Source organism: Microcystis sp. M165S2, assembly GCF_020245885.1.
In the GTDB taxonomy this organism is placed as follows: domain Bacteria; phylum Cyanobacteriota; class Cyanobacteriia; order Cyanobacteriales; family Microcystaceae; genus Microcystis.
The window spans coordinates 1-19633 of sequence record NZ_JADBTZ010000188.1; the positions used below are offsets into that span (position 1 = coordinate 1).

The window sequence follows — 19633 nt, forward strand, 5'->3', positions numbered from 1 at the left end:
TGCTATTACTTTTTTAGTTATCAATCTTTCCACCCTGCTTCGGCAGGTTTTTTGGGCTTTTTTATGTCTGAAATGGAAAAACCGCACTTTTTCTGGGTCAATGATGACAATAAGTTATGACTTAGAGATTAATCGACAACTGAAGCTTATGCTTGTAGCTAAGTGAAATCATTGATTAAGAGACCTGTGCTTTTCAATAACTTTTTCAGCAGACCCTAAGTATTTTGTATCAGATGTTACTAAATACTCTGGTTATTCAAACTTTTCCATCTACTGACGGCTTTATATGAATTGTGGAAATGCTGTAAAATATAGCAAGTTGAGAACAAAAACCAAGTTTTCAACTATTAAATTTCCAATATTTGAATACCGCAGGGCTTGCGGGAAGGCATCAGCCTAAAGTCTGCCGAGCGAGCGTAAGACCAAAAAACCCCGCTTAGGGTAGAGGCAGTTGCGAAACCCCAGCGATGGGAAGAAACAGAAACTTAAATCGTGAGGTTTAGGAATCACCGTGGCTTTAGCCCGGTGAGGATGTCAAGCCAAGTGCAAGAGAGCCAGATATTTTAAAGACTCTGCTTGTTTTTCTGGTTCCCGAAACGATTGACCCAAAAGTCAGATCAGCTTATGTCCGATTATTACCCGTCCAAGCTCTACGCTCTGCTTCCCGATCCAGAACAGTACAAAAATCTTCCGTGTTGGGGAGGGGAAAAAGAATTCGATCGACTCGAGGAATGGTGGGAACAGAATCACGTTTTCCCTGAAGAAATTGCCAGTTCTTCAGACCGGGTTAACTTGAACTATACCGACCCAACTTGTCAACCCCAAAATCGGCTCCGAGTTAAACATCCGATCAGTGGGCAGGAACAGGAAATCGAGAGAGCCGGGAATCGGGAAGCGATCATCATTCCCGAGTTCATCGAGCGAGAAACCGATGCCCGAAAAGTCTTTTGGTGGTTCTGGCGTTTTTTCCCGGAACTCAATATTGGGCGTTCTTCAACTTTACTGGAACCCGCACACCCGATTTTGCCGGACTGTTCGATTTACAGTTACCGTAGTACGGTATCGGCGTTAGCCGGGGCGATGTATCCCGACGGGAACGCCGAACGAAAAAAACATCCTTATCTACTACTGTTTACCTTCTCTCCCGTTCAAGAATTCATTAAAGCCTCTCGCAAGTTCCTCGATTTCTGGGCGGGTTCTTACTTGCTTCATTACCTGAGCGCGAAGCTCTGTTGGTCTGTGGCCAAGTCTCAAGGACCGGACACGATCATCACTCCTTCACTGCGGGGTCAGGAAATTATCGATGCTCTTTTGCAGAAAGAATATCCAGAATTTCAGGAATCTTTCCGATCAATCGATCCCGAGTTCGATCGAGAAAAAGTCAATCTCTCTTTAGTCACGGCAGGTTTTCCCAACACGATCAGTATCTTGGTTGCGGGAAAAGAAGCCGCCGAAACGTTAGGACGAGAATTAGGCGAGCGATTAGGGGAACAGTGGAAAGATATCGCTCGCCAAGTGCGCGAGGACATTAAAAGCCGATTTCAACAACGGGATTTCGATCAACTCTGGCAAACGCTCATGGCAGACGGGGCGGGATTTTCCACCGACAGTCAAGAGGAACTCCGACGTTGGGTATCCCCGTCCCATCACGGATGTTGGGAGTGGTCGAAAATCTGGGAAGCTCAAATCGAGAACACTTGGGAGCCTTATTGGGTGGCGGTTCCCCTCGGGAATCCCAACGAAGATCTCCGTATCCGAGAGGATGAGAACTACAACTTCAATAAGAATTGGCTGGCCGCTCAGGAACAGATCGCCAAGACTCGTACCCAGACCCCGCCACCGACAGAAGCGGAGAAAATGATCTACGAGACTCTGAACGTGGGGACTTGGTGGGGTTCGATGCAAGCGCGGTTGGGTCAAGCCATCCAAGCCCTGAAAAATACACGGGTATGGCAAATTCCCGCCGCGCCGGGCAATCGTTCGACCATTTCCGGTCAGTTCAGCGCGATTCATCCCCGACTAAATTACGCGGGGAGATTTCAAGAGGGGGCCGGGGTTCCGAGCGAATCGATGCGCCTGTTCTGGCGGGCGATGGCGGAGGTTTACCCTGGATTATTTAACGGTTCCGAGCAGTTGAACGCCCTCGAACTGACGAAACGGATGGCTTGGGTTTACGGGGGGGTAAAACGGGATCTGCTCGATCGATCAGAACTGGAAAGCTCTCTCTCGACCGAGGAGGAAAACGAACTCGCGCTAACTGGGCCTGTTCGGGTTAACGAATTTTCCGAGATCACCCTGCCTCCAGAGGTGGTGAACGAACTGGGGTTAAACACGGCGATCCTGAACGAGATCGACTACGAACGGGCGATCCGTTTTCCGAACCTTAGCTCGATCGCCGCCGCTCGCTTTGCTCACGACGATCGCTATCAGGGACGGGGAAAACTCGCTCAGTATTGGCACACCCTAGCCCGATCCATCAGGACAGACCTAGGAGAAACCGAACGTCGTCGTTTCGCCGCCCGTACCCGTGGTCGCTCTTTCCAAGTCCCGAAGACCGATCGACAGATCAACCCGGACGGCAACCCGGGATGGGACTATAACGGCGTGATGTTCTCCAGCAAGTGGCTGGCCGACGAGATGGGACTTGATCGGGACGGGGCCGGGCGATTGCGGGGTCTGGTCGAGAAAGCCCATCGGGAGAGCGGGTTCGGGGACGGTTCGCCCAGTGACTGGTGGGCGATCGTCCTCGGTGATGGCGATGGCATGGGGGAATATGTTTCGGGCAAAAAACTTCACCCTTACGAACGGTACTTGATCGAGACAGATCCGACTCGATTTATCGGACGGGAACGTTATCGGGATCTCGACGAGGAAGAGTATCGAAGCAAAGAACGAGAATTTTTCGCCCAATTCGGGGGAAACGGGGAAAGCGAGGGCGCGACCCTGCTCGGAACCCGTAAGCGGATGGGGCCGGCTACCCATGTAGGACTCAATCGCGCCCTGTTGGATTTTTCCAACCGTATTGTGCCGTACCTGACCGAACATCGTTTCTGCGGTCGGGTGATCTATAGCGGTGGGGATGACGTGATGGCGGTACTGCCTTTGGAAGATCTACCGGAATACTTACTATCCCTGCGTTCCGCTTGGTGCGGTCAGAAAGATCCCTACGGTGACAGAGATCCGGACGTGAAGTTTATCGAACGGGGAGGCTACTGGCAACCAACAGCCAAACAAGGTGATAGACAGGGTTTACCCGATCGACCCCTATTCACGATGGGGGAAGGCGCGACGATGAGCTTTGGAATTGTCATTGCCTATAAAAGTGTTCCCCTTCCCGTCGTACTAAACGCTCTCTGGGAAGCCGAAAAAGAACGGGCTAAAAAAATGCGGGGGACAGGGGAAATTCCATCGAAAGATGGCTTATGCTTTCGCGTTCTTTACGGTTCCGGTAACTGTTTGGAGGCGCTGATGAAAGGGCATTTACTCGACGGGTGGTGGCGATTCGTCAATACCGAGCGGCGGAAAGAACTCGGTTCTTTACTGTACCGTCTGTCCGAGGAATTGCCCCGCCACGCAGCCATCACCCCCGATCACCAACTGGTGGCCCGGGCCGCAGGAGCGATCGCCAACCGCCGGGATGACCGAGACGCGCTGGATACTCTGCCGCAACTGATCGAGTGGCTCGAACGGTGGGAAACCTGGGCTTACGGGGTAGAAGAAGCCTGGACACGGAGTCAACAGACAGAACCGGGAGAATCTTATCCATTGGGTATCACACTGGCGGAATTAGCCGATCTCCTCCGTTTTACCGCTTTCTGGCTGGATAAGATGGAGCAACGCGTGAATTGGCTCAATTCGGAGGCTCGATGATGGATTGGTACACGATTTCCCCTCTCGATGTCCTCTTGTTCCGGGAGGCGAAACCCTTCAGTCCGGGGGATGGGTCTTGGGCGGCGAGTCAGTTTCCCCCCCTTCCCGTTACCGTTTTTCAGGCATTGCGATCGAGCCTGCCCCACTACGGGGATAACCGAGCAGACAAGCGCCGGGATTTGGAATTTATCGGGCCGTTCCTAGTGAATGGGGACGGGACTCTCTGGTTGCCTGCGCCGAAAGATCTGTTAGGAATCAAGCCGATCGCCCGGTCCGAAGATATGGAAGAAGACGCGAGCGGTTGGACGCGGCTCGTTCGACTGGTCGGCGCGACCGAAGTGAAGGTCGGCGCGACCGAAGTGAATGCGTGGCAGTTCGTCTGTTACCCGAAAGACCGTTTACCGCCGATGGTTCCGCCGGAACTGACGGGAGAGTTCGTCTGTGGCTCTCCCCTCCCTTGGATCAAAGCGTCCGCCCTGCTCGATTATCTCGATCATCGGGGGGAATTGCGGAAGGAAGATTTCCACGAGAATCCGTGGGACGCGCAAGTGTTGCCCCATATCCACATGGAAGAGGGACAACGCCAAGTCAGAGAGGCGGAGGGGTATTTCACGGAAGTGGCCGTCCGTTTACGTCCTGGTTGGCAATTCGTGGTGGGAGTCGGGAACAATTCTCCTTTGCCCGAATCCTTCGTCGTTCGTCTCGGTGGTGAGGGACATCGGGCGATCGTGTCGCGAGCGATTCCCGAAGCGCTCCCGTCCGTCTTGGAAGAGTTGATGGCGCGACCAGTTCCCGAACGAGCGGCTCCAGGGACGTTCGCCTACTTGCTGACCCCCGGATTGGCGCGGGTCGAGACCGGGGCGAAGTATGGGGTCTATCCGACCGCGTGGCGGGAGCACCTGCGGGGTTGTGTGAGCGATCGGGCTTTGCTATGGGGAGGGGTTTCGAGCGTCCGCCGCAAAGGTAGGGACGCGATCGCTAAAGACGATCCGGAATTCGCCCTCGTTCCGCAACGGGCATTCGTGCCACCGGGGACGGTGTATCTATTCGAGAGTTTACCGCCATCGCTGACTCATCTTCTTCCCGATCTCGATCTGGATTCACCCTGGCGGGAAACTTTCTATCGACTCAACTACGGCAAACTTTTATGGGGACAACGGAAATGAATAGTCACTTGATTTCTCTCTATCTCCTATCTCCCCTACATACAGGAGGGTCGAGTCAAGAGGGGAATGTGGTCGGTATTGCCCGGGAAGCTCATACGAATTTTCCCTATCTGCCATCGAGTAGTATTCGGGGACGCTTGCGAGCCGATGTGGATTTTGTTCCTAGTGGTGATCGAGAAATCACCCAAGACGAGTCTCGAATTCAAGCGAAAATTCGGCAGGTCAAACTCTTCGGTCCAGATTTAAAAGATCTTCAAAATAAAGATTTCATCGAATATTACGAGCTTGAAACAGAACGAAAACTCTCCCAACTAGAACAAGGAAGTATTTGGTTGGGGGATGCTTCTCTCTTATGGATACCAATCTCCTCCCTGAGTCATGGCGTGGTCTGGATTAGTTGTCCGCTTCTACTGCAACGCTGGGCGCGCTTAAAATGTGGACACAAGATTGAGATAGCGGCGTATAGTAGCAATTTGCCGAAAAAGGGAACGATTTATCTTAAAGATATCACTATTCCAGGGGGAAGCTTACGAGATTTTCCCGTCGATCAAACTTGGCAAGATTTTGTTCCTAGCTATCAACAAACTAGCATCGAAAACGTGTTAGTTGTTCCTAACCGTTACTGTGAAATGTTAATCGAGATGAGCTTGTGGCGACAAGTCAAAGTCAAGTTAAACGAGCATAAAGTAGTTACAGATGGTAGTTTTCGTTATGAAGAAGCTATCCCACCCGATACAATAATGTATTTTCCGTGGGGAGTAACGAATCAAGTTCGAGGAAATATTGAAGATCACCGAAAAGATTTTCAAAAATTATTAAACACTCGCCCGATTCTGCAACTGGGTGGCGGAGAAAGCCTAGGGCGTGGTTTCGTTCAACAATTATCACCGTCATAGGAAATTAAATCATGAGTGAAATGTTAGGCGATTCTCGTTCGATCACGATTCCCGTTTATGATGCTCTTCATCAACTTCGCCAATCGTATAATCAAGAGAGAGAGAATATTGGTCAAGACAACTATACAAAACGTCTACGAGAGCAAAAAAGCCAAGCTCAAGAACTGTATACTTACCTTGCTACTTGGGGTTTAATGCGTCTCCGAGCCGAAGAAATGTCTCGCAATGCTTGGGAGCGCCCTCCAAGAGAAATTCCTCTTGGCAAGAGGGCGAAGAACAATCAGGAAGGTAAACGAGAAATGCTCGAATGCTTCTTTCAAACCTTAGAAAAAGTAGCGAAAAAACAAAATCTTGCCAGTTCTAACGGTGTAGAAACCTTGCGTCAGATGGATTCCGAGGATTACATGGGATTGACGGGAATCGCCTTAGCGGTAGCTCGCGAATTTAGCTTTTGGGCAGATGCAATTTATGCCGATATTCAAGGAGGTGAAGTTTAATGAGGGGAAGTTTCAACCATAATGTGCCGTCACTCTGGTTGCGAGAAGAGCCAGAACTTAAGCAAGCTCATAAAAGTGCTAGTTTTGTCGAATATTTACGTTGGATGCGCTGTCCCGAACTAGAAATCGATAGCGAGGATAGAATTCAACAGCAAATTAGTCAAGACAATCAAAAAATTAACAACGATACAAAAGCGGAAATTCTTCAAAAAGCCGTGGATAAGGCGAGTAATTACCGTCAGTATTTCGAGCGACGAAATGCCAATACACGGTTGATAGCGGGCGAGGCAAACACTTTCGAGATACGATGCGCTTGGCGGGTACGCGTGGGGGGAACCCGCGGACCAGAAGATATGTTACTGCCCGCGTTTGACGCAATGGGAATGCCTTATATCCCCTCGACGACCTTACGCGGTGTCGCTAGGAATCAAGGGGTGCAGGAACTCACCCGAGAAAAAATTATTGGGTTACAGTCAATTCAAGCCCACATTACGCCCCAAGATTGGCAAAAAGCTCGACGGGAAGCCGAAATCGAGATCGAGGCTTATTTCGGCTCTCTCGATGCTCCCGAAGAAAACCGTACTGGCAAAGTGATTTTTCTCGATGCCTATCCTCTCGCTAACACTTGGGGAGGGGACGAAAAAGGTTTAGCGGTGGATATCGCTAACAATATCTGGAAATGGGAACAAGAACTGCCAACTTATCAGCCGAATCCGAATCTATTTTTATCGCTCAGGAAACCCTCGTTTTTGGTGGCTCTACTTTCGATGAAGCACTGTGATGAGGCGATTTTTGAGAAGGTCAAAGGTTGGTTAGTTCAAGGCTTACAGGCGGGAATCGGTTCTCAGGTCAATTCAGGATATGGTGAAATGATTGTCGGGAAGGATAGGGGGAGTTCTCAACCTTTCCTGCAAGTCAATTTTACTCTGACCGGTCAACTCATTCATAGCTGTCAGAAGCTAACTTGGAATGATCTGGATAAATATGAAGGTAAGCCAGAAGCGGAAGTGCGTGCCGTGGCTTTTAAGTCGATGCTACGATACTGGTTTCGATCACTGGCTTTAGGGGTGTTACCCGTGGAAAAAGTTTATAAGTGCTTAGAACCTCGCTTATTCGGTTCCCTACAACCTCAAACACAGGGATGGCTCAAATGTCGGGTCGAGGAAACCAGTAATCCTAAACCGCGTAACAACACCCCGAGACTAACGGGTGATTGTCTTTCTCAAGCGGGTCAACTCAAACTCTATTTTTCGGCAGAGGTTCCCGAAGCGGAACAGGACACAATTCGACAGTTATTTGAAAATCTAACTTGGCTGATGTTTCATCTCGGTGGGGTGGGGCAGGGGGCAAGGCGACCTCTGTATTCTCGCCAAAATAGACCCGATCCCAAACCACCTTATCGAGGTACTCGATTGAGAGCCACTAGCATCATACCCGATGTAGAAAATGGTTGGGAACTGCCAGACCTCACCGACTTTCAGGGACGATTTCGAGTGAGGTTGCGGGGTTTTTATGGGGCGTTAGCTAGATTAAACTTGGAGAATATCGACCCTCGATCGCCTTATCCTGTAAATCCTCGATTTCGAGAGGTTGTCGGTCAACACTGCACGATCGTGGTTTGTTCTGGCAAGTCAAACTCCGAGAAGCCTTTCGCTCTCGATATTTTACACAGATTAGCCTTTCGGGGGAAGGATAAATACGATTCCGAACTCTGCGGTGATCCTAAGGGTAATCCCTCACCTATATGGGTAGTAGATCTAGAAGAATATCAAGTGGTCACTATTTTCGATATTCAGAACGGTAAACGTCGAGAATTTTTAAATAATCTCCGCCAATCTGCTACAAAATATGAAGTTTTATGGGATAGTAATGGTTTGGAGTTGAATCAATCTTGATGCTTTTGTTTTTCCAATTATGAATAGGGCTATTTTTATGCAAATTCTCGTTGCCAATATTGGGACATCCGATCTCGCTGTGAAACCGCTAGGAATTGACTATTATTTACCGATCGGCTTCGATCGAAATGAGCCGAACGAGGATCGGCAGGGGTTAACCACCGATGAACTGGAACTATGGAATAATCGAGATCAATATATTGAATTACTTTGCAATGAATTAGGAGAGGAAGTTAAAAAAATAGCGCAAGGGGATAAACAGTTTTTTCAGGTTTCTTTTCGAGGATTAACAAAGAAAATTCTGAGAGCGTATCGCGCCGATCTTGATGTATGGGATTCTCGTCTCTGTCCAGGACGAATCGGTGGGGTTTTGCAAGAAGCTAGAGAAAAGCATGGTGTTACGGATGCTTACTTTTTCGTAACGAATCATAAACCCGAGCAAAAAGGAGATTCTATTTTTCTGTATGAAATTCTCACATTATGGTTAAAGCGAAAAAATTGGAAGTTAACTCCTCATCCAATCTTTCTCGATCCTGATAAACCCGCTAACGATCAGGATAAAATGTTAGAAGAGTACAATAAATTTTTATGTACCTTACCATCTAATTCAGAAGTTTACGTCAGCATCAAAGGAGGAACGCCGCAGATGATAACTGCTCTAAAGATACAAACCTTTTCTATCTCCTTTAAACAACATCTATTTTTAGAGCCACGGTTAAATATTAAGAAATTATTGGCAGGTGAATTTTCTGATTGTCAGGTGTCTTCTTACTGGCAGTCCCGCCGCCAGCAAAAGTATCAAGTTATTGATCTATTGCTCAAGCGTTGGGATTTTGATGGTGCTAGTCAAGTGCTAGAAGATTGGCGAGGAACGATTCAATACTTAATAGACAAGAAAGTGACTGAAGATAATATCTCTGAGTATCAAAAAGTGATCGATTCGGTAAATTCTGCTTTAAAGGTAGCGATTGGCTCTCTAAATCTAGATAAGACTCATGCTCAAGCACAGAGAGAACATTTAGCACCTAAACTAACTGATTTAATCGATCATTACGATCACTTACTGAATCTCTACACTCAATGCTGTATTTTCTGGCAATTAGATCGAATCGCCGACTTTCTCACTCGAATGGGTTCATTTTACGAGGAAACACTACATGAACTGATTCGAGGCTTGGGAGGAGAACAATACTTCGATCGAGTGAATTATCCAGATGATTGGTATCTCGATACTGGAAAACTACTGAGTGATAGAGTTTTATTGAATAATTTTTATAACTTAGAAAAAAAGATTAATGCTAAATTTAAAAGCTGGAATTGTGTTTATCCAATGGATGATTTATACAAACTTCTAGGTCGTCCTAGTAAAGCTAATTTCGTGGGAGCTTTAGTTCAAACTTATAAGGCTAAAGATTTAAACGTATGCGAGCAATTAATAAAGGCGATGAAACAGCTAGATTATTGGGCTGAAAAACGTAACATCCTGATTCATAGCGCGCGAGGAGTTTCTCGACAACGTATGCTGGAGGTGCGAGTTGACGATAACCGACTCGTACAACTACGCGAGATGAAAAATCAGAAGATCGAGCGGTCTGTCGGTAATTCTTGTCTACCTGAAGAAATCCGATACCAAATGGCCACGATCGCTCAGTGTACTTTAGAGTTGATGGGAATTTCTCAACTTTCCTCGATTACCGCGGAAAAGCGAAACTATTTACAAGATCCAGATAAAGAACCCTATTACCTTTACTCCGAAATTCGGGATTGGGTGATCGATCGATTGAATCAAGACTTATAGCCAACCCCCGATTTTTGTCATCAATCGGGGGTTAGTGGTTATTTTTCGCGCTTTTTCAGCTTGAGCAGGTTTTTGGTTTTCCGCAAGTGTTTTCGAGTGAAGCCTTCCAGTTGCTCAAAGTTTTCTTGATCGGCTACAAGGACTATTGCCCCTTGTAGCCACGTACTGACCGCAGGTTGCTGAATACTCCAAGCGATGAGTCCGCAGAGGAAGATGGCGACGATTTGTAAGAGGATGACTTGACGACGATCGAGCTTTTTGGGTGCGGTCATTCGGTTCTTGCTCCAAGCGAGACCAAATATTGCTGTCTTGCTCAGGTTGACTGACGCACTTTCCCAAAGGTTTTTTGACCTTCTCTAGCATACACATCGGTTGCTTCAGTTGTCAAGCGAGTGCGGTCGCTGAAAGCGCGCCCTTAGAGACCAGTCGGTACGATCGCACCCCTCGATTGCTATTAATTTATCTCCACAGGAGAGATTGCGAGGCTCGCGATCCCTGTTCTCGAAAGTCTCGAAACTGGTTTCCATTAATTCATCTCCACAAGAGAGATTGCGAGCGGAGTTTAATAAATTAAACCCTGATAACCCAGAAGTTTCCATTAATTCATCTCCACAAGAGAGATTGCGAGTTTTATCTCTGGTACTTATGGGTTCGGGGAAGACCCGTTTCCATTAATTCATCTCCACAAGAGAGATTGCGAGCCTCAATCAGAAGCAGAGCAAGTCGCCCAACAAGCGTTTCCATTAATTCATCTCCACAAGAGAGATTGCGAGATGCTTACTCGTATCCAATTTAAATCGTCAATAAGTTTCCATTAATTCATCTCCACAAGAGAGATTGCGAGAAGAGATGCCAGCGTCAGATCGCAAGGCAAACAAGTTTCCATTAATTCATCTCCACAAGAGAGATTGCGAGAACGCCACGTCAAAGCCTTATAGGATAAGGGTTCTGAAGCTGAACTGCGCCCGCCTGTCAATCTTGGCACGATCAATCTCAAGCTGTCAAGGCAAAAATCGCTGAAACCCTTGCCCTGTATGATGCGCCCGTATCTCTACCCCTAAATTCCCCGAAACATCGCGGCTTGACTTTGAGCCTTAGCCCTCCAACTTGTCTTGGTAACAGCTACGATGAGGCGCAAACGGGGATCGATCTCGTACATCCGATACGTGAGATCTGTTCTGACGATTCTCCACAGAGAAAAATCCTCTGACTCCAACAGCCAGAGAATTCCTCGATTTAATGCAACTTATTAGAAATAAGTGGTTTTCATTAATTCGACTTCTAAAAGAAGCTGAGAAAAGGGATTGATCGATCTCTTTTCTGTCGTTAGAGTACCGAAGAAGGCGGGGACGAAAATAGGTCAGCCCGATCTTGACTTTTTAGCGATTTCGTGGGAGTGAATCGAGTGATGGGCAAAGCTGTTTCCAAAGTGTCGCGGGAATCTCCTCGAAATGTTCCAGCAAGAAGTTCATCAAAGCCAGATGGCGCACATCGGTTGGAGTTGGGTGACGGTAGTGACGGCCTCGTTTAAACCACCCTCGAACGGTGGACAGAGATCGATCGCAAATTTCCGCCATTTGTTCGTGAGTTACTTCCCACTTCTCATAGAATTGCCGGGGGGTCATTCCCAACTCGCACTGACAGTAGAGTGCGATTAGTTTATGTTCTCGCGGTTGTAGTTGGTGCGGTTTATTCATCTTCCAAACGTTCTAGATCGCATTCCCAAGCGGTATCCACGGTACACCAGCGAGCCGAGGGGGAATCGGGATCTAGCAGTAGTAGATAGCACCATAGCCAGCGTCCGCTTTCGGGAGCATAACCGTAAAAGCGACCGATGACGATCCCCCAGTCCGTCAACACCAGATCGTCGAGCGGTAGCCAGCGCAGACGGGAACCGAAGGGAAAGCGGGGAGGTCGAGCGTCTAGAAAGAAGGAGGGAGAATCGGACGGAAGCGGTAACTGTCGTGCGAGATCGAGACATTGAGAGAGATGATCGCCTTTTCCCTGACGGATAGCGTTCAAAAACGCCTCCAAAAAATCGAGACCGAGAAGATTGGTTAACTGTCGGATGAGTAGGGTAGCCAACGTTTCTAAGTCACCTGCTCCTAGGTCTTTCCCGGTCAGTGCGGCCAATTTATGGAGTAATTCGATCACTCCAAAATCATCGAGAGCTTTCCGATAATTGGGTGGTTCTAGTTGTAGATAGTTTTTTTCGGGAGTAAGCATGGCTGTTAATAAAGCGAGAAAGTATTTAGAGCGATAAAAGCGGGGGGATTAATGAGAATCTAACCTCACGACCACGATCGTTTTTTTTTCTTGAAAATACCAGTAAAATCTCAGGGACATGGAAGCGGAAGATCCCCATAGCTTTCCCCCTCGCTCGTGATAGCGATGAGTTCTCAAGCTCCTGTATTCTGGTCCGAGCGAAGTGATTAAGTAAAAAGCTTTACAATACCTATCACGAGTTTTCAATGGCAGGGAATTCAACTGTTCTGTAACCCGAGCGCTCAAGATTAGAGAGAATTGCAATTCAGATCAGATAATAGGCTATCGAGCAAAGGTATAGGTAGAAGCTCGGTAGTCCGGGGGAGAGCGTATTCGACAATAGATGAGCATCATCCTTTTAAATAATTAAAGCTGGGTCGTCGATTTGAAAATCGGGCTGTATACCGAGAACGATTACTTTATTCCGACAGTGTTCGGATAGAGGATAAAAGCGCAGTTGATCTTCTCGCCGCTCAAGTAATTGGAGTAGTCTCGCTTGTAACTTTTCGTACTGAGCGGGATTGAGAACCGACTCGAACACGGATTTTTGGATTCTTACTCCGTAAGCTTCCAAGAGACGAGCGACTCTCGTGCGGCGGCGATCATCGACAATATCGTAACAGATGAGATAAAACATAGTTGCGATAGCGATAGAGTTCGGAATTTACCATTTCATTAATAAGGGGAGGTAACTATCGCTCGCTCCTTGTAAATGGGAAATGTATTGCTGAACTTGCCACTCTAACGCTTGATGGTAGGTCATGTTTCCCGCGAGCCAATGACAGACTATTGTTTGTAGTTTCGATTCCCAACAGTCAATAAACTTTGCGATACCGAGCGGGGAAAGTAAGCCGTGATCCCTTGTATCGTTCTCGATAAAATCTTCCCGAGTTAGTTGGCGGAAGTGAAGTGATTCGACGATTAGTTCTTCCACAAGTTGAGGGCGAAATTGCTCCATTAAATCGCAAACTAAAGGAGTATGATTGGAGCAACTCGTGTGAAAGTGTCCGATCTCTGGATCAAGTCCAGAGCGTGTGATTAGATGATAGAGACTTTGAGAGAGGAAAGCGTAACCCAGGTTCAGTAGCGTGTTAACCGACGAATTTCGCGGCAAAGTCGGCGAGGGTTGAATTTGAAAACTATCAGGAAGCAGGAAAGGAAAAGCTCGTCGGTAAAAGTAAGAGGCTTGTTTCTCGATACGCCACAGAGTTTGAACCGTTTTTGCACTGGGTAAATCCCCTTTTAATAGGGTTAATTTGTCTAGTGCTTGCCGAATAGCTAGACAATAGGTATTAGACGTTAAGGACTGCAAAAGTATTGTCTGGCGATTGTGGATTTTCGCTCGCAATAATGTTCGAGCGAAAGCCCGGCTAAATGCCTGATCTTGCTGACATTGTTTTTGTCGATCGATATGTTTACCGCTTAGAGGTTTTCCTCGATCGCAGTGAACTAATATCTGTCCCTGTTCAGCAATAAATAAGATAGGAATTCGATAATGCTTAACAGCATTTTCGGACTGACGGGATACTTGGACTCCGGGAAAGAGGATGATTTGTTTAACGGATTCTATGGGAATTTTCCTGAATATCTTCTGTTGTTTGAATATCTGAAAATTTTTCGAGTCTGCTTTTAAAATTGAAGGAGTCTCGGTAAGGTAAAGGGTGAACATAAGAGGTTCTCTTGGTTGAAGGATCGAGATATTGATTCTGGCTAGGTTTTTCGCCTTACGTCTATGTTAGAGATGGGAATACAAGTTACGATTTGAGAACGGAGAAAAATTATATGAGTTTCTATATAACTTTTCGTCCAGTGATATGATTTTAGCTGTCGTGGTTTCTTCTCCACCAGCGATCTAGAGCCGCTTCTCGATCGAGAAGCGGATCGAAGTTACGCGACTTGAAATCGGAAGTGATCTCTTTTATTTAACGTGAGTTCGAGATAAACTGAACTCCCGATAAGTCGAGAGTTAAAATCTCGATTTTCTTGTCGAGATCGTGGCTAAATTCCCTTGACCCGAACTAAGATTTTCACCATTTGTTCGGTGATTGTAGCGGTCGATAAACTTCCCTTTCTCCAAGAAGACAAGCGATATACTCCCCGATTTGTAACTCGAAGCACCGATAGTAAGTGACTTTGGTTTTGGTGTAGGGATGGGTGATTTCCGATTGTAACTTCTGTTGCCAGTGCTTGAGAAAAATCTTGAGAGCCTTAGAGGTTAGATAAACTCCCCCTCGGGCATCGGGAGGAGTAAAATCCTCGACTTGAAAAATACGACCGTTGATTAGAGAAACTACCAGCGAATCAACGAGTGGCGCGCGGAACTCCTCTACTAAATCCGATACCAACGCCGGGTGATTGTCGCGGGGGGTATGGAGATGCCCGAAGTGGGGGTGTAGTCCGAGTGATCCGACCAGAGAATAGATATTTTGAGAGACCAGAGTGTAACCGAGACTTAACAAACTGTTGACTGGATCGGCGGGGGGACGGCGAGTTCGTTTGTCGAACGCGAAGGGCGGTTGAATTAACCGTCCTAAAGCTTCAAAATAGACCCGCGCGCACTGCCCCTCGCAACCGAGTAAACTCTCCACCGAAGGAGCGGTCTGGATTTTCTCTCGCCAGTCGCCCAACGTCGCGATCGCCTCGATTACCGATTCGTTCCTGCGGCGGCGGTTCAATCGACGCAATAAAATCTGGCTGTTATGCCGTTTGGCTTCCACAATACTCTTGGCCTGTCGTAGGGTAAACTCCTGGTCACGGGAACGATGTACCTGTCGGATCAGATAGTCGATCTCGGCGGTTTCTCCCTGCAAGCGTCCGAAATAGCGTCCCCGCCCGGAGAGAAACATCACCGGTATCTGTCGTCGCAAGGCTAGATTGACCGCGCCGTGGGAGAGAGCGCCAGAACCGAACAGGACAACGTGACTGACTTGATTGACGGGAACAGAGATTTCTAGAACACCCTCTCGGTAAACCTGAAATTGCTGGTGCTTGACCTTTAGGCAAGCTCTCTCTTCGGTGACGTAGAGTATCGCCATCGTTTTTCTCCGTGAAATGTTACTTCCTATTGTTCACGGGGGGATATAAGTTACTAGCCGAGAATCGAGGAGGACATAAGAGTTGATATATGACTTCGATCTCCGATTGTTCGGGCGGTACTCGTGCTAAGGTGGAGAAAAATCGGCACCGACCCGTTTCGATCGCCGATAACTACGAGTCAAGATCGAAAAAGACCGATGGGAAAGCGATCGCTGGTGGCCTCGATTACTGGAATCAAGGTGGCCAAGCTAAAGTTAGAAGGCAGAAATTTGAGCCAGAAAGCATTGGGGGAAGAACTCGGGATTTCTTGGTGAACTATTAGCAAGTTTTTCAATGGAAAACCCGTAGATCGTCCTATTTTTGTCGAGATTTGCGAGTTTCTATCTTTGGAATGGGAAGATGTTGCCCTGTTTCCAGAAAGGAGTGGTGAGGCAGGGGAGGAACATCCCCGCCCCGCTCCCGAACCTCCCGTGAGCGAAGCGCTGCTGCAAGCAGATCGACCTATCGAGAGGTTCGGGGCGTTAATCGCCGATAAAACCGAGGGTTTCGTCGGGAGGGAATACGTCTTCGAGGCGATCTCCGAATTCTTGACCGTTCACCCCAAAGGTTACTTTATCCTGCAAGCCGATCCGGGCATGGGAAAAAGTGCCATTCTCGCCAGATACGTTCAGCGTTACCCTTGTCTCGCCTATTTCAATGTCAGAGCGCAGGGAATTAACCGCGCCGGGCAATTTCTAGAAAGCATCTGTACCCAATTGATCCGGCGTTACGACCTACCCTACCCCGTTTTACCCCAGGGTGCCACGTCCGACGGCGATTTCTTCGCCCGATTGCTAGTCGAGGCGAGCGGGCGATTGGAGAACGGGGAAAAACTAGCGATCGTTATCGATGCCCTAGACGAAGTAGACACGGCCGGTCAAGACCCCGGAGCTAATCTCCTCTACCTTCCCGCCCATTTACCCGGCGGGGTGTACTTGATTCTCTCCCAACGCCCGATCACTCTTCCTTTAACGATTCACGCGCCCGAATACCGGTTCGATTTGAAGCAGTACGAACGGGAGAGTTCGCAGGATGTACGGGACTACCTTCACGGCGCGACCGAACGGGAGAAACTTCGGGACTGGATCGAGGGGAAGCGGTTGTCGATCGAGGAATTCGTTTCCCGTCTCGCCCACCTGAGCGAGAATAACTTCATGTACTTGCGTTACGTCTTACCGCAAATCGAGGCGGGATTCTATCGGGATTTTAAAATTGACGGTTTACCGAAAGGGTTAGAGGGCTACTACGAGGATCACTGGCGACGCATGGGGATGAATGTCAAACCCATACCGCACCTCAAGCTAAAAATCATTTATATTTTAGGGGAGATCCGCCAACCCGTTTCCCGACAGTTGCTCGCAGAATATGCCAGAGAGGGGCAGTTGACCGTTCAAGAGGTACTGGACGATTGGGAGCAGTTTCTACACGAGCGGGAAATCGAGGAGCAAAATTGCTACAGCATCTATCACACCAGCTTTCTGGATTTTCTCCACCGTAAAGATATCGTGCGGGCGGCTGGAATCGATCTGGTCAAGATTAACACCTTGATCGCCGATCGCCTGTGGGCGGGGTTATTCGATGATGACTGATCTCGGGGCGAAATTGCGTCGGATGCCCCCTGATCGACGGCGCGCGACCCTGGCTAACTTGCCCTCTCATCTAGCCAACGCGGACGAGAGCGATCGTCTATACTTTCTACTGATGAATTTTGCCTTTATCGAGGCCAAGATTTTTGAATTGGAGTTACGGTCACTCGTTGAAGATTATGTTTTAGCGGTACAATCCCCCCTAAACATTCCGGAAGAAAAAAAAGGAACTCTGAGATTACTTCAACGCGCTATTCAACTTTCAGCGCATATTTTAGAGCGAGATAAAACTCAACTAGCGTCACAGTTAATCGGGCGTTTATTCTCTTTTCCAGAAATAGAAATTCAAAACCTTTTGGAGTGCGTCAAATCCAGTCAATCGCGGACTTGGATACGTCCTTTAACCCCAACGCTAACCCCTCCCGACGATACTTTAACGGGTACTCTTGTCGGACATAGAGGGCCGGTTCAAGCGGTCACGATAGTGGCCGATGGCCGAAGAGCGATCTCTGGGGGAGAGGACAAAGATCTTTACGTTTGGGACTTGGCTGCCGGAACCCGGATTCATCATCTTTCGGGCCATCATCAGGGAATCCTCGCGGTTGCCGTCACTCCCGATGGTCAAAAAGCGGTTTCCGCCTCTAGAGATACCACTCTAAAGATCTGGGATTTAATGAACGGGAGGGAGATAAAGACTCTGAGTGGTCATACCGCCCCGGTGTTGTCGGTAGCCATCACTCCCGACGGAGCGAGGGTGATTTCGATTTCGGCGGACAGAAGCCTGAAAATCTGGGATTTACGGGATGGTACGGGCATACCGCATCCCTTGCTCTCTCCTCTAGGGAGACTAGCGATCGCCATCACGCCCGATGGAAAGTATCTTCTTTCCTCTAGGGAGGATAATACGATCGGGTTAGAGGAATTGGCAACGGGAAGGGAAGTTCATCGGCTAGTCGGGCATCATGGTTTTTGTTTCGGGTTGGCTCTGACTCCCGATGGAAAATACGCGGTTTCCGCTTCCGTCGATACTACCTTAAAGGTTTGGGATCTAACCAGTGGTAAAGAAGTTTATACCTTGACCGGGCATAGTAGCTTGGTGAGAGCGGTCGCGATGACTCCCGATGGAAAAAAAGCGATCTCTGCCTCGGATGACAAAACGATCAAGGTTTGGGATCTAGCCCTAGGGAAAGAGTTATCTATATTTTCAGGACACAGTGGATGGATACATACGGTCGCCGTAACTTCGGACGGACAAACAGTGATTTCAGGTTCTGAAGATCGAACTTTAAAAGTTTGGAATTTGTGCGGTTTTAATACAGCAAGAAATATTCCTCGTCATTCCGATCGAGTGGTATCAATTACCACGACTCCCGATGCAACTTTAGCGATTTCTAGCTCGGTAGATTGTACCGTGAAAGTTTGGAATTTGTTCAATGGTAATCCAGTATATGATTTCACTAGCCATAAGGATTGGGTTCTCAATGTAGTGGTCGATCGAGAAGGAAAAAGAATGCTCTCCGCTTCTAAAATGGAAATCAAAATCTGGGATTTATGTAAGGGTACGGAGTTGGGATCTCTTCGCGGACATGAAGATTGGGTTTTAGCGGTCGTGATTAGTCCAGATGGACATTTTGCTGTTTCGGCTTCTAGAGATAAAACATTGATAGTTTGGAATTTGGAAAATCGGCAAAAAGTTTTTTCCTTAACAGGACATACCGAGTGGATAGAATCGGTCAATTTTATCCCCAATACAAAACAAGTGATTTCTTTTTCTGGTGACTCTTCTCTCAAAGTTTGGGACTGGGAAACTGGAAAAGAAATGTATTCTCTAACCGGACATTCCGCCCCCGTATTAGCCGTAGCTGTTACTCCCGATGGACAACAAGCGATCTCGGCTTCAAGAGATTCGACTTTAAAAGTTTGGGATCTGACAACAGCCCGAGAACGATTCAGTCTTGAAGGTCATACTAATGTGGTGAATCGTGTGGTTCTCGTGTCGGGAAAGTGGTTGGCAGTTTCCTCTTCTTGGGATGGAACCTTAAAAGTATGGGATCTTAAAAATGGTCTTGAACTGCGTACTTTAGTTGGGCATAACCAACGCGTAAATTCAGTTATTGTTACTCATCATGAAGATCTTATAATTTCTATATCTGCGGACACAACTTTTAAAGTTTGGAATATTCAAACTGGTCAAATTATTACTAGCTTTACGGGAGAAGCGGAATTAATTTCTTGTTCTTTTTCAGAAATTAGTAAAATAATTATAGTTGGAGATGTTTTAGGAAACTTGTATTTTTTACAATTAGAAATACTCTAGTTTTTATCGATAGAAAATTTTTGTATCGTAAGTTATAAGTACCTAGTCAAAATTATTTACACATGATAATCACTGCCTCGTAAAGATTTTAGCTCTCTCGGATGGGTAATTAATTCTGCCTACCTACTTAGGGCTTGCTGAATAATGGTAAAACCCTTTTAAAATAAAGCTTTTGACCTGTTAAAGTCCGATGTTAGTGCTGCGAAAATAGGATTGGGACTTTCAAAAACCTTGCATTATCCTTCTTATAGTACATCTCTTGGTACAA

15 protein-coding genes, 1 pseudogene and 1 CRISPR repeat array are annotated in these 19633 nt (G+C 47.4%); of the genes and pseudogenes, 10 read left to right on the forward strand and 6 right to left on the reverse strand.

Features of this window, described 5'->3' with window-relative positions:
- The 7 genes and pseudogenes from IM479_RS09880 to IM479_RS09910 form a co-directional block, all read left to right on the forward strand.
- Positions 1 to 166 (forward strand): annotated as a pseudogene (locus IM479_RS09880) (IS5/IS1182 family transposase); the annotation flags it as partial.
- 458 nt (positions 167 to 624) lie between these two features.
- Positions 625 to 3870, forward strand: a complete 3246-nt coding sequence (locus tag IM479_RS09885) for a type III-B CRISPR-associated protein Cas10/Cmr2 (RefSeq protein ID WP_287686233.1) — start codon at positions 625 to 627, stop codon at positions 3868 to 3870.
- Positions 3870 to 5036 carry a type III-B CRISPR module-associated Cmr3 family protein gene (locus IM479_RS09890; protein WP_024971198.1) on the forward strand — a complete coding sequence of 389 codons (1167 nt, stop codon included), beginning with the start codon at positions 3870 to 3872 and terminating at the stop codon, positions 5034 to 5036. The genes IM479_RS09885 and IM479_RS09890 overlap by 1 nt, the downstream gene beginning before the upstream one ends.
- Positions 5033 to 5932, forward strand: a complete 900-nt coding sequence (gene cmr4 / locus IM479_RS09895; protein ID WP_024971197.1) for a type III-B CRISPR module RAMP protein Cmr4 — start codon at positions 5033 to 5035, stop codon at positions 5930 to 5932. The genes IM479_RS09890 and cmr4 overlap by 4 nt, the downstream gene beginning before the upstream one ends.
- An 11-nt stretch (positions 5933 to 5943) precedes the next feature.
- Positions 5944 to 6429, forward strand: coding sequence for a hypothetical protein (locus IM479_RS09900; protein WP_287686234.1), 486 nt, complete (start codon positions 5944 to 5946; stop codon positions 6427 to 6429).
- On the forward strand, positions 6429 to 8324 hold the full coding sequence (cmr6, locus tag IM479_RS09905) for a type III-B CRISPR module RAMP protein Cmr6 (RefSeq protein ID WP_287686235.1): 1896 nt from the start codon (positions 6429 to 6431) through the stop codon (positions 8322 to 8324). Before IM479_RS09900 ends, cmr6 begins: the two co-directional genes overlap by 1 nt.
- Positions 8325 to 8361: 37 nt before the next feature.
- Positions 8362 to 10122 carry a hypothetical protein gene (locus IM479_RS09910; RefSeq protein ID WP_287686236.1) on the forward strand — a complete coding sequence of 587 codons (1761 nt, stop codon included), beginning with the start codon at positions 8362 to 8364 and terminating at the stop codon, positions 10120 to 10122.
- Between the two features lie 38 nt (positions 10123 to 10160).
- Here IM479_RS09910 and IM479_RS09915 read toward each other — a convergent pair whose 3' ends face one another.
- From IM479_RS09915 to cas1 (IM479_RS09940), 6 genes are all read right to left on the reverse strand, one after another.
- A complete protein-coding gene (locus IM479_RS09915) occupies positions 10161 to 10394 on the reverse strand; it encodes a hypothetical protein (RefSeq protein ID WP_287686237.1) in 234 nt (77 codons plus the stop codon).
- A 175-nt stretch (positions 10395 to 10569) separates the two neighbouring features.
- Positions 10570 to 11037: a CRISPR direct-repeat array (repeat unit 37 nt; unit sequence GTTTCCATTAATTCATCTCCACAAGAGAGATTGCGAG).
- 464 nt (positions 11038 to 11501) lie between these two features.
- Positions 11502 to 11819, reverse strand: a complete 318-nt coding sequence (locus IM479_RS09920) for a helix-turn-helix domain-containing protein (RefSeq protein ID WP_287686238.1) — start codon at positions 11817 to 11819, stop codon at positions 11502 to 11504.
- A complete protein-coding gene (locus tag IM479_RS09925; protein WP_287686239.1) occupies positions 11812 to 12348 on the reverse strand; it encodes a hypothetical protein in 537 nt (178 codons plus the stop codon). Before IM479_RS09925 ends, IM479_RS09920 begins: the two co-directional genes overlap by 8 nt.
- A gap of 397 nt (positions 12349 to 12745) precedes the next feature.
- On the reverse strand, positions 12746 to 13024 hold the full coding sequence (gene cas2, locus IM479_RS09930; protein ID WP_287673403.1) for a CRISPR-associated endonuclease Cas2: 279 nt from the start codon (positions 13022 to 13024) through the stop codon (positions 12746 to 12748).
- 27 nt (positions 13025 to 13051) lie between these two features.
- Positions 13052 to 14056, reverse strand: a complete 1005-nt coding sequence (gene cas1, locus IM479_RS09935) for a CRISPR-associated endonuclease Cas1 (RefSeq protein ID WP_287673405.1) — start codon at positions 14054 to 14056, stop codon at positions 13052 to 13054.
- Between the two features lie 358 nt (positions 14057 to 14414).
- Positions 14415 to 15422, reverse strand: a complete 1008-nt coding sequence (gene cas1 / locus IM479_RS09940) for a CRISPR-associated endonuclease Cas1 (protein ID WP_287686240.1) — start codon at positions 15420 to 15422, stop codon at positions 14415 to 14417.
- Positions 15423 to 15511: 89 nt separating this feature from the next.
- Here cas1 (IM479_RS09940) and IM479_RS09945 point away from each other — a divergent pair, with 89 nt between their 5' ends.
- The 3 genes from IM479_RS09945 (at position 15512) to IM479_RS09955 (ending at position 19365) form a co-directional block, all read left to right on the forward strand.
- Positions 15512 to 15745 (forward strand): hypothetical protein, encoded by a 234-nt coding sequence (locus IM479_RS09945; protein WP_287673407.1) that lies wholly within the window; start codon positions 15512 to 15514, stop codon positions 15743 to 15745.
- A 64-nt stretch (positions 15746 to 15809) separates the two neighbouring features.
- Entirely contained in the window at positions 15810 to 17051 is a 1242-nt protein-coding gene (locus IM479_RS09950) for an AAA family ATPase (RefSeq protein WP_287686241.1), read from the forward strand.
- A complete protein-coding gene (locus IM479_RS09955; protein ID WP_287686242.1) occupies positions 17041 to 19365 on the forward strand; it encodes a hypothetical protein in 2325 nt (774 codons plus the stop codon). The genes IM479_RS09950 and IM479_RS09955 overlap by 11 nt, the downstream gene beginning before the upstream one ends.
- Positions 19366 to 19633 lie beyond the last annotated feature (268 nt).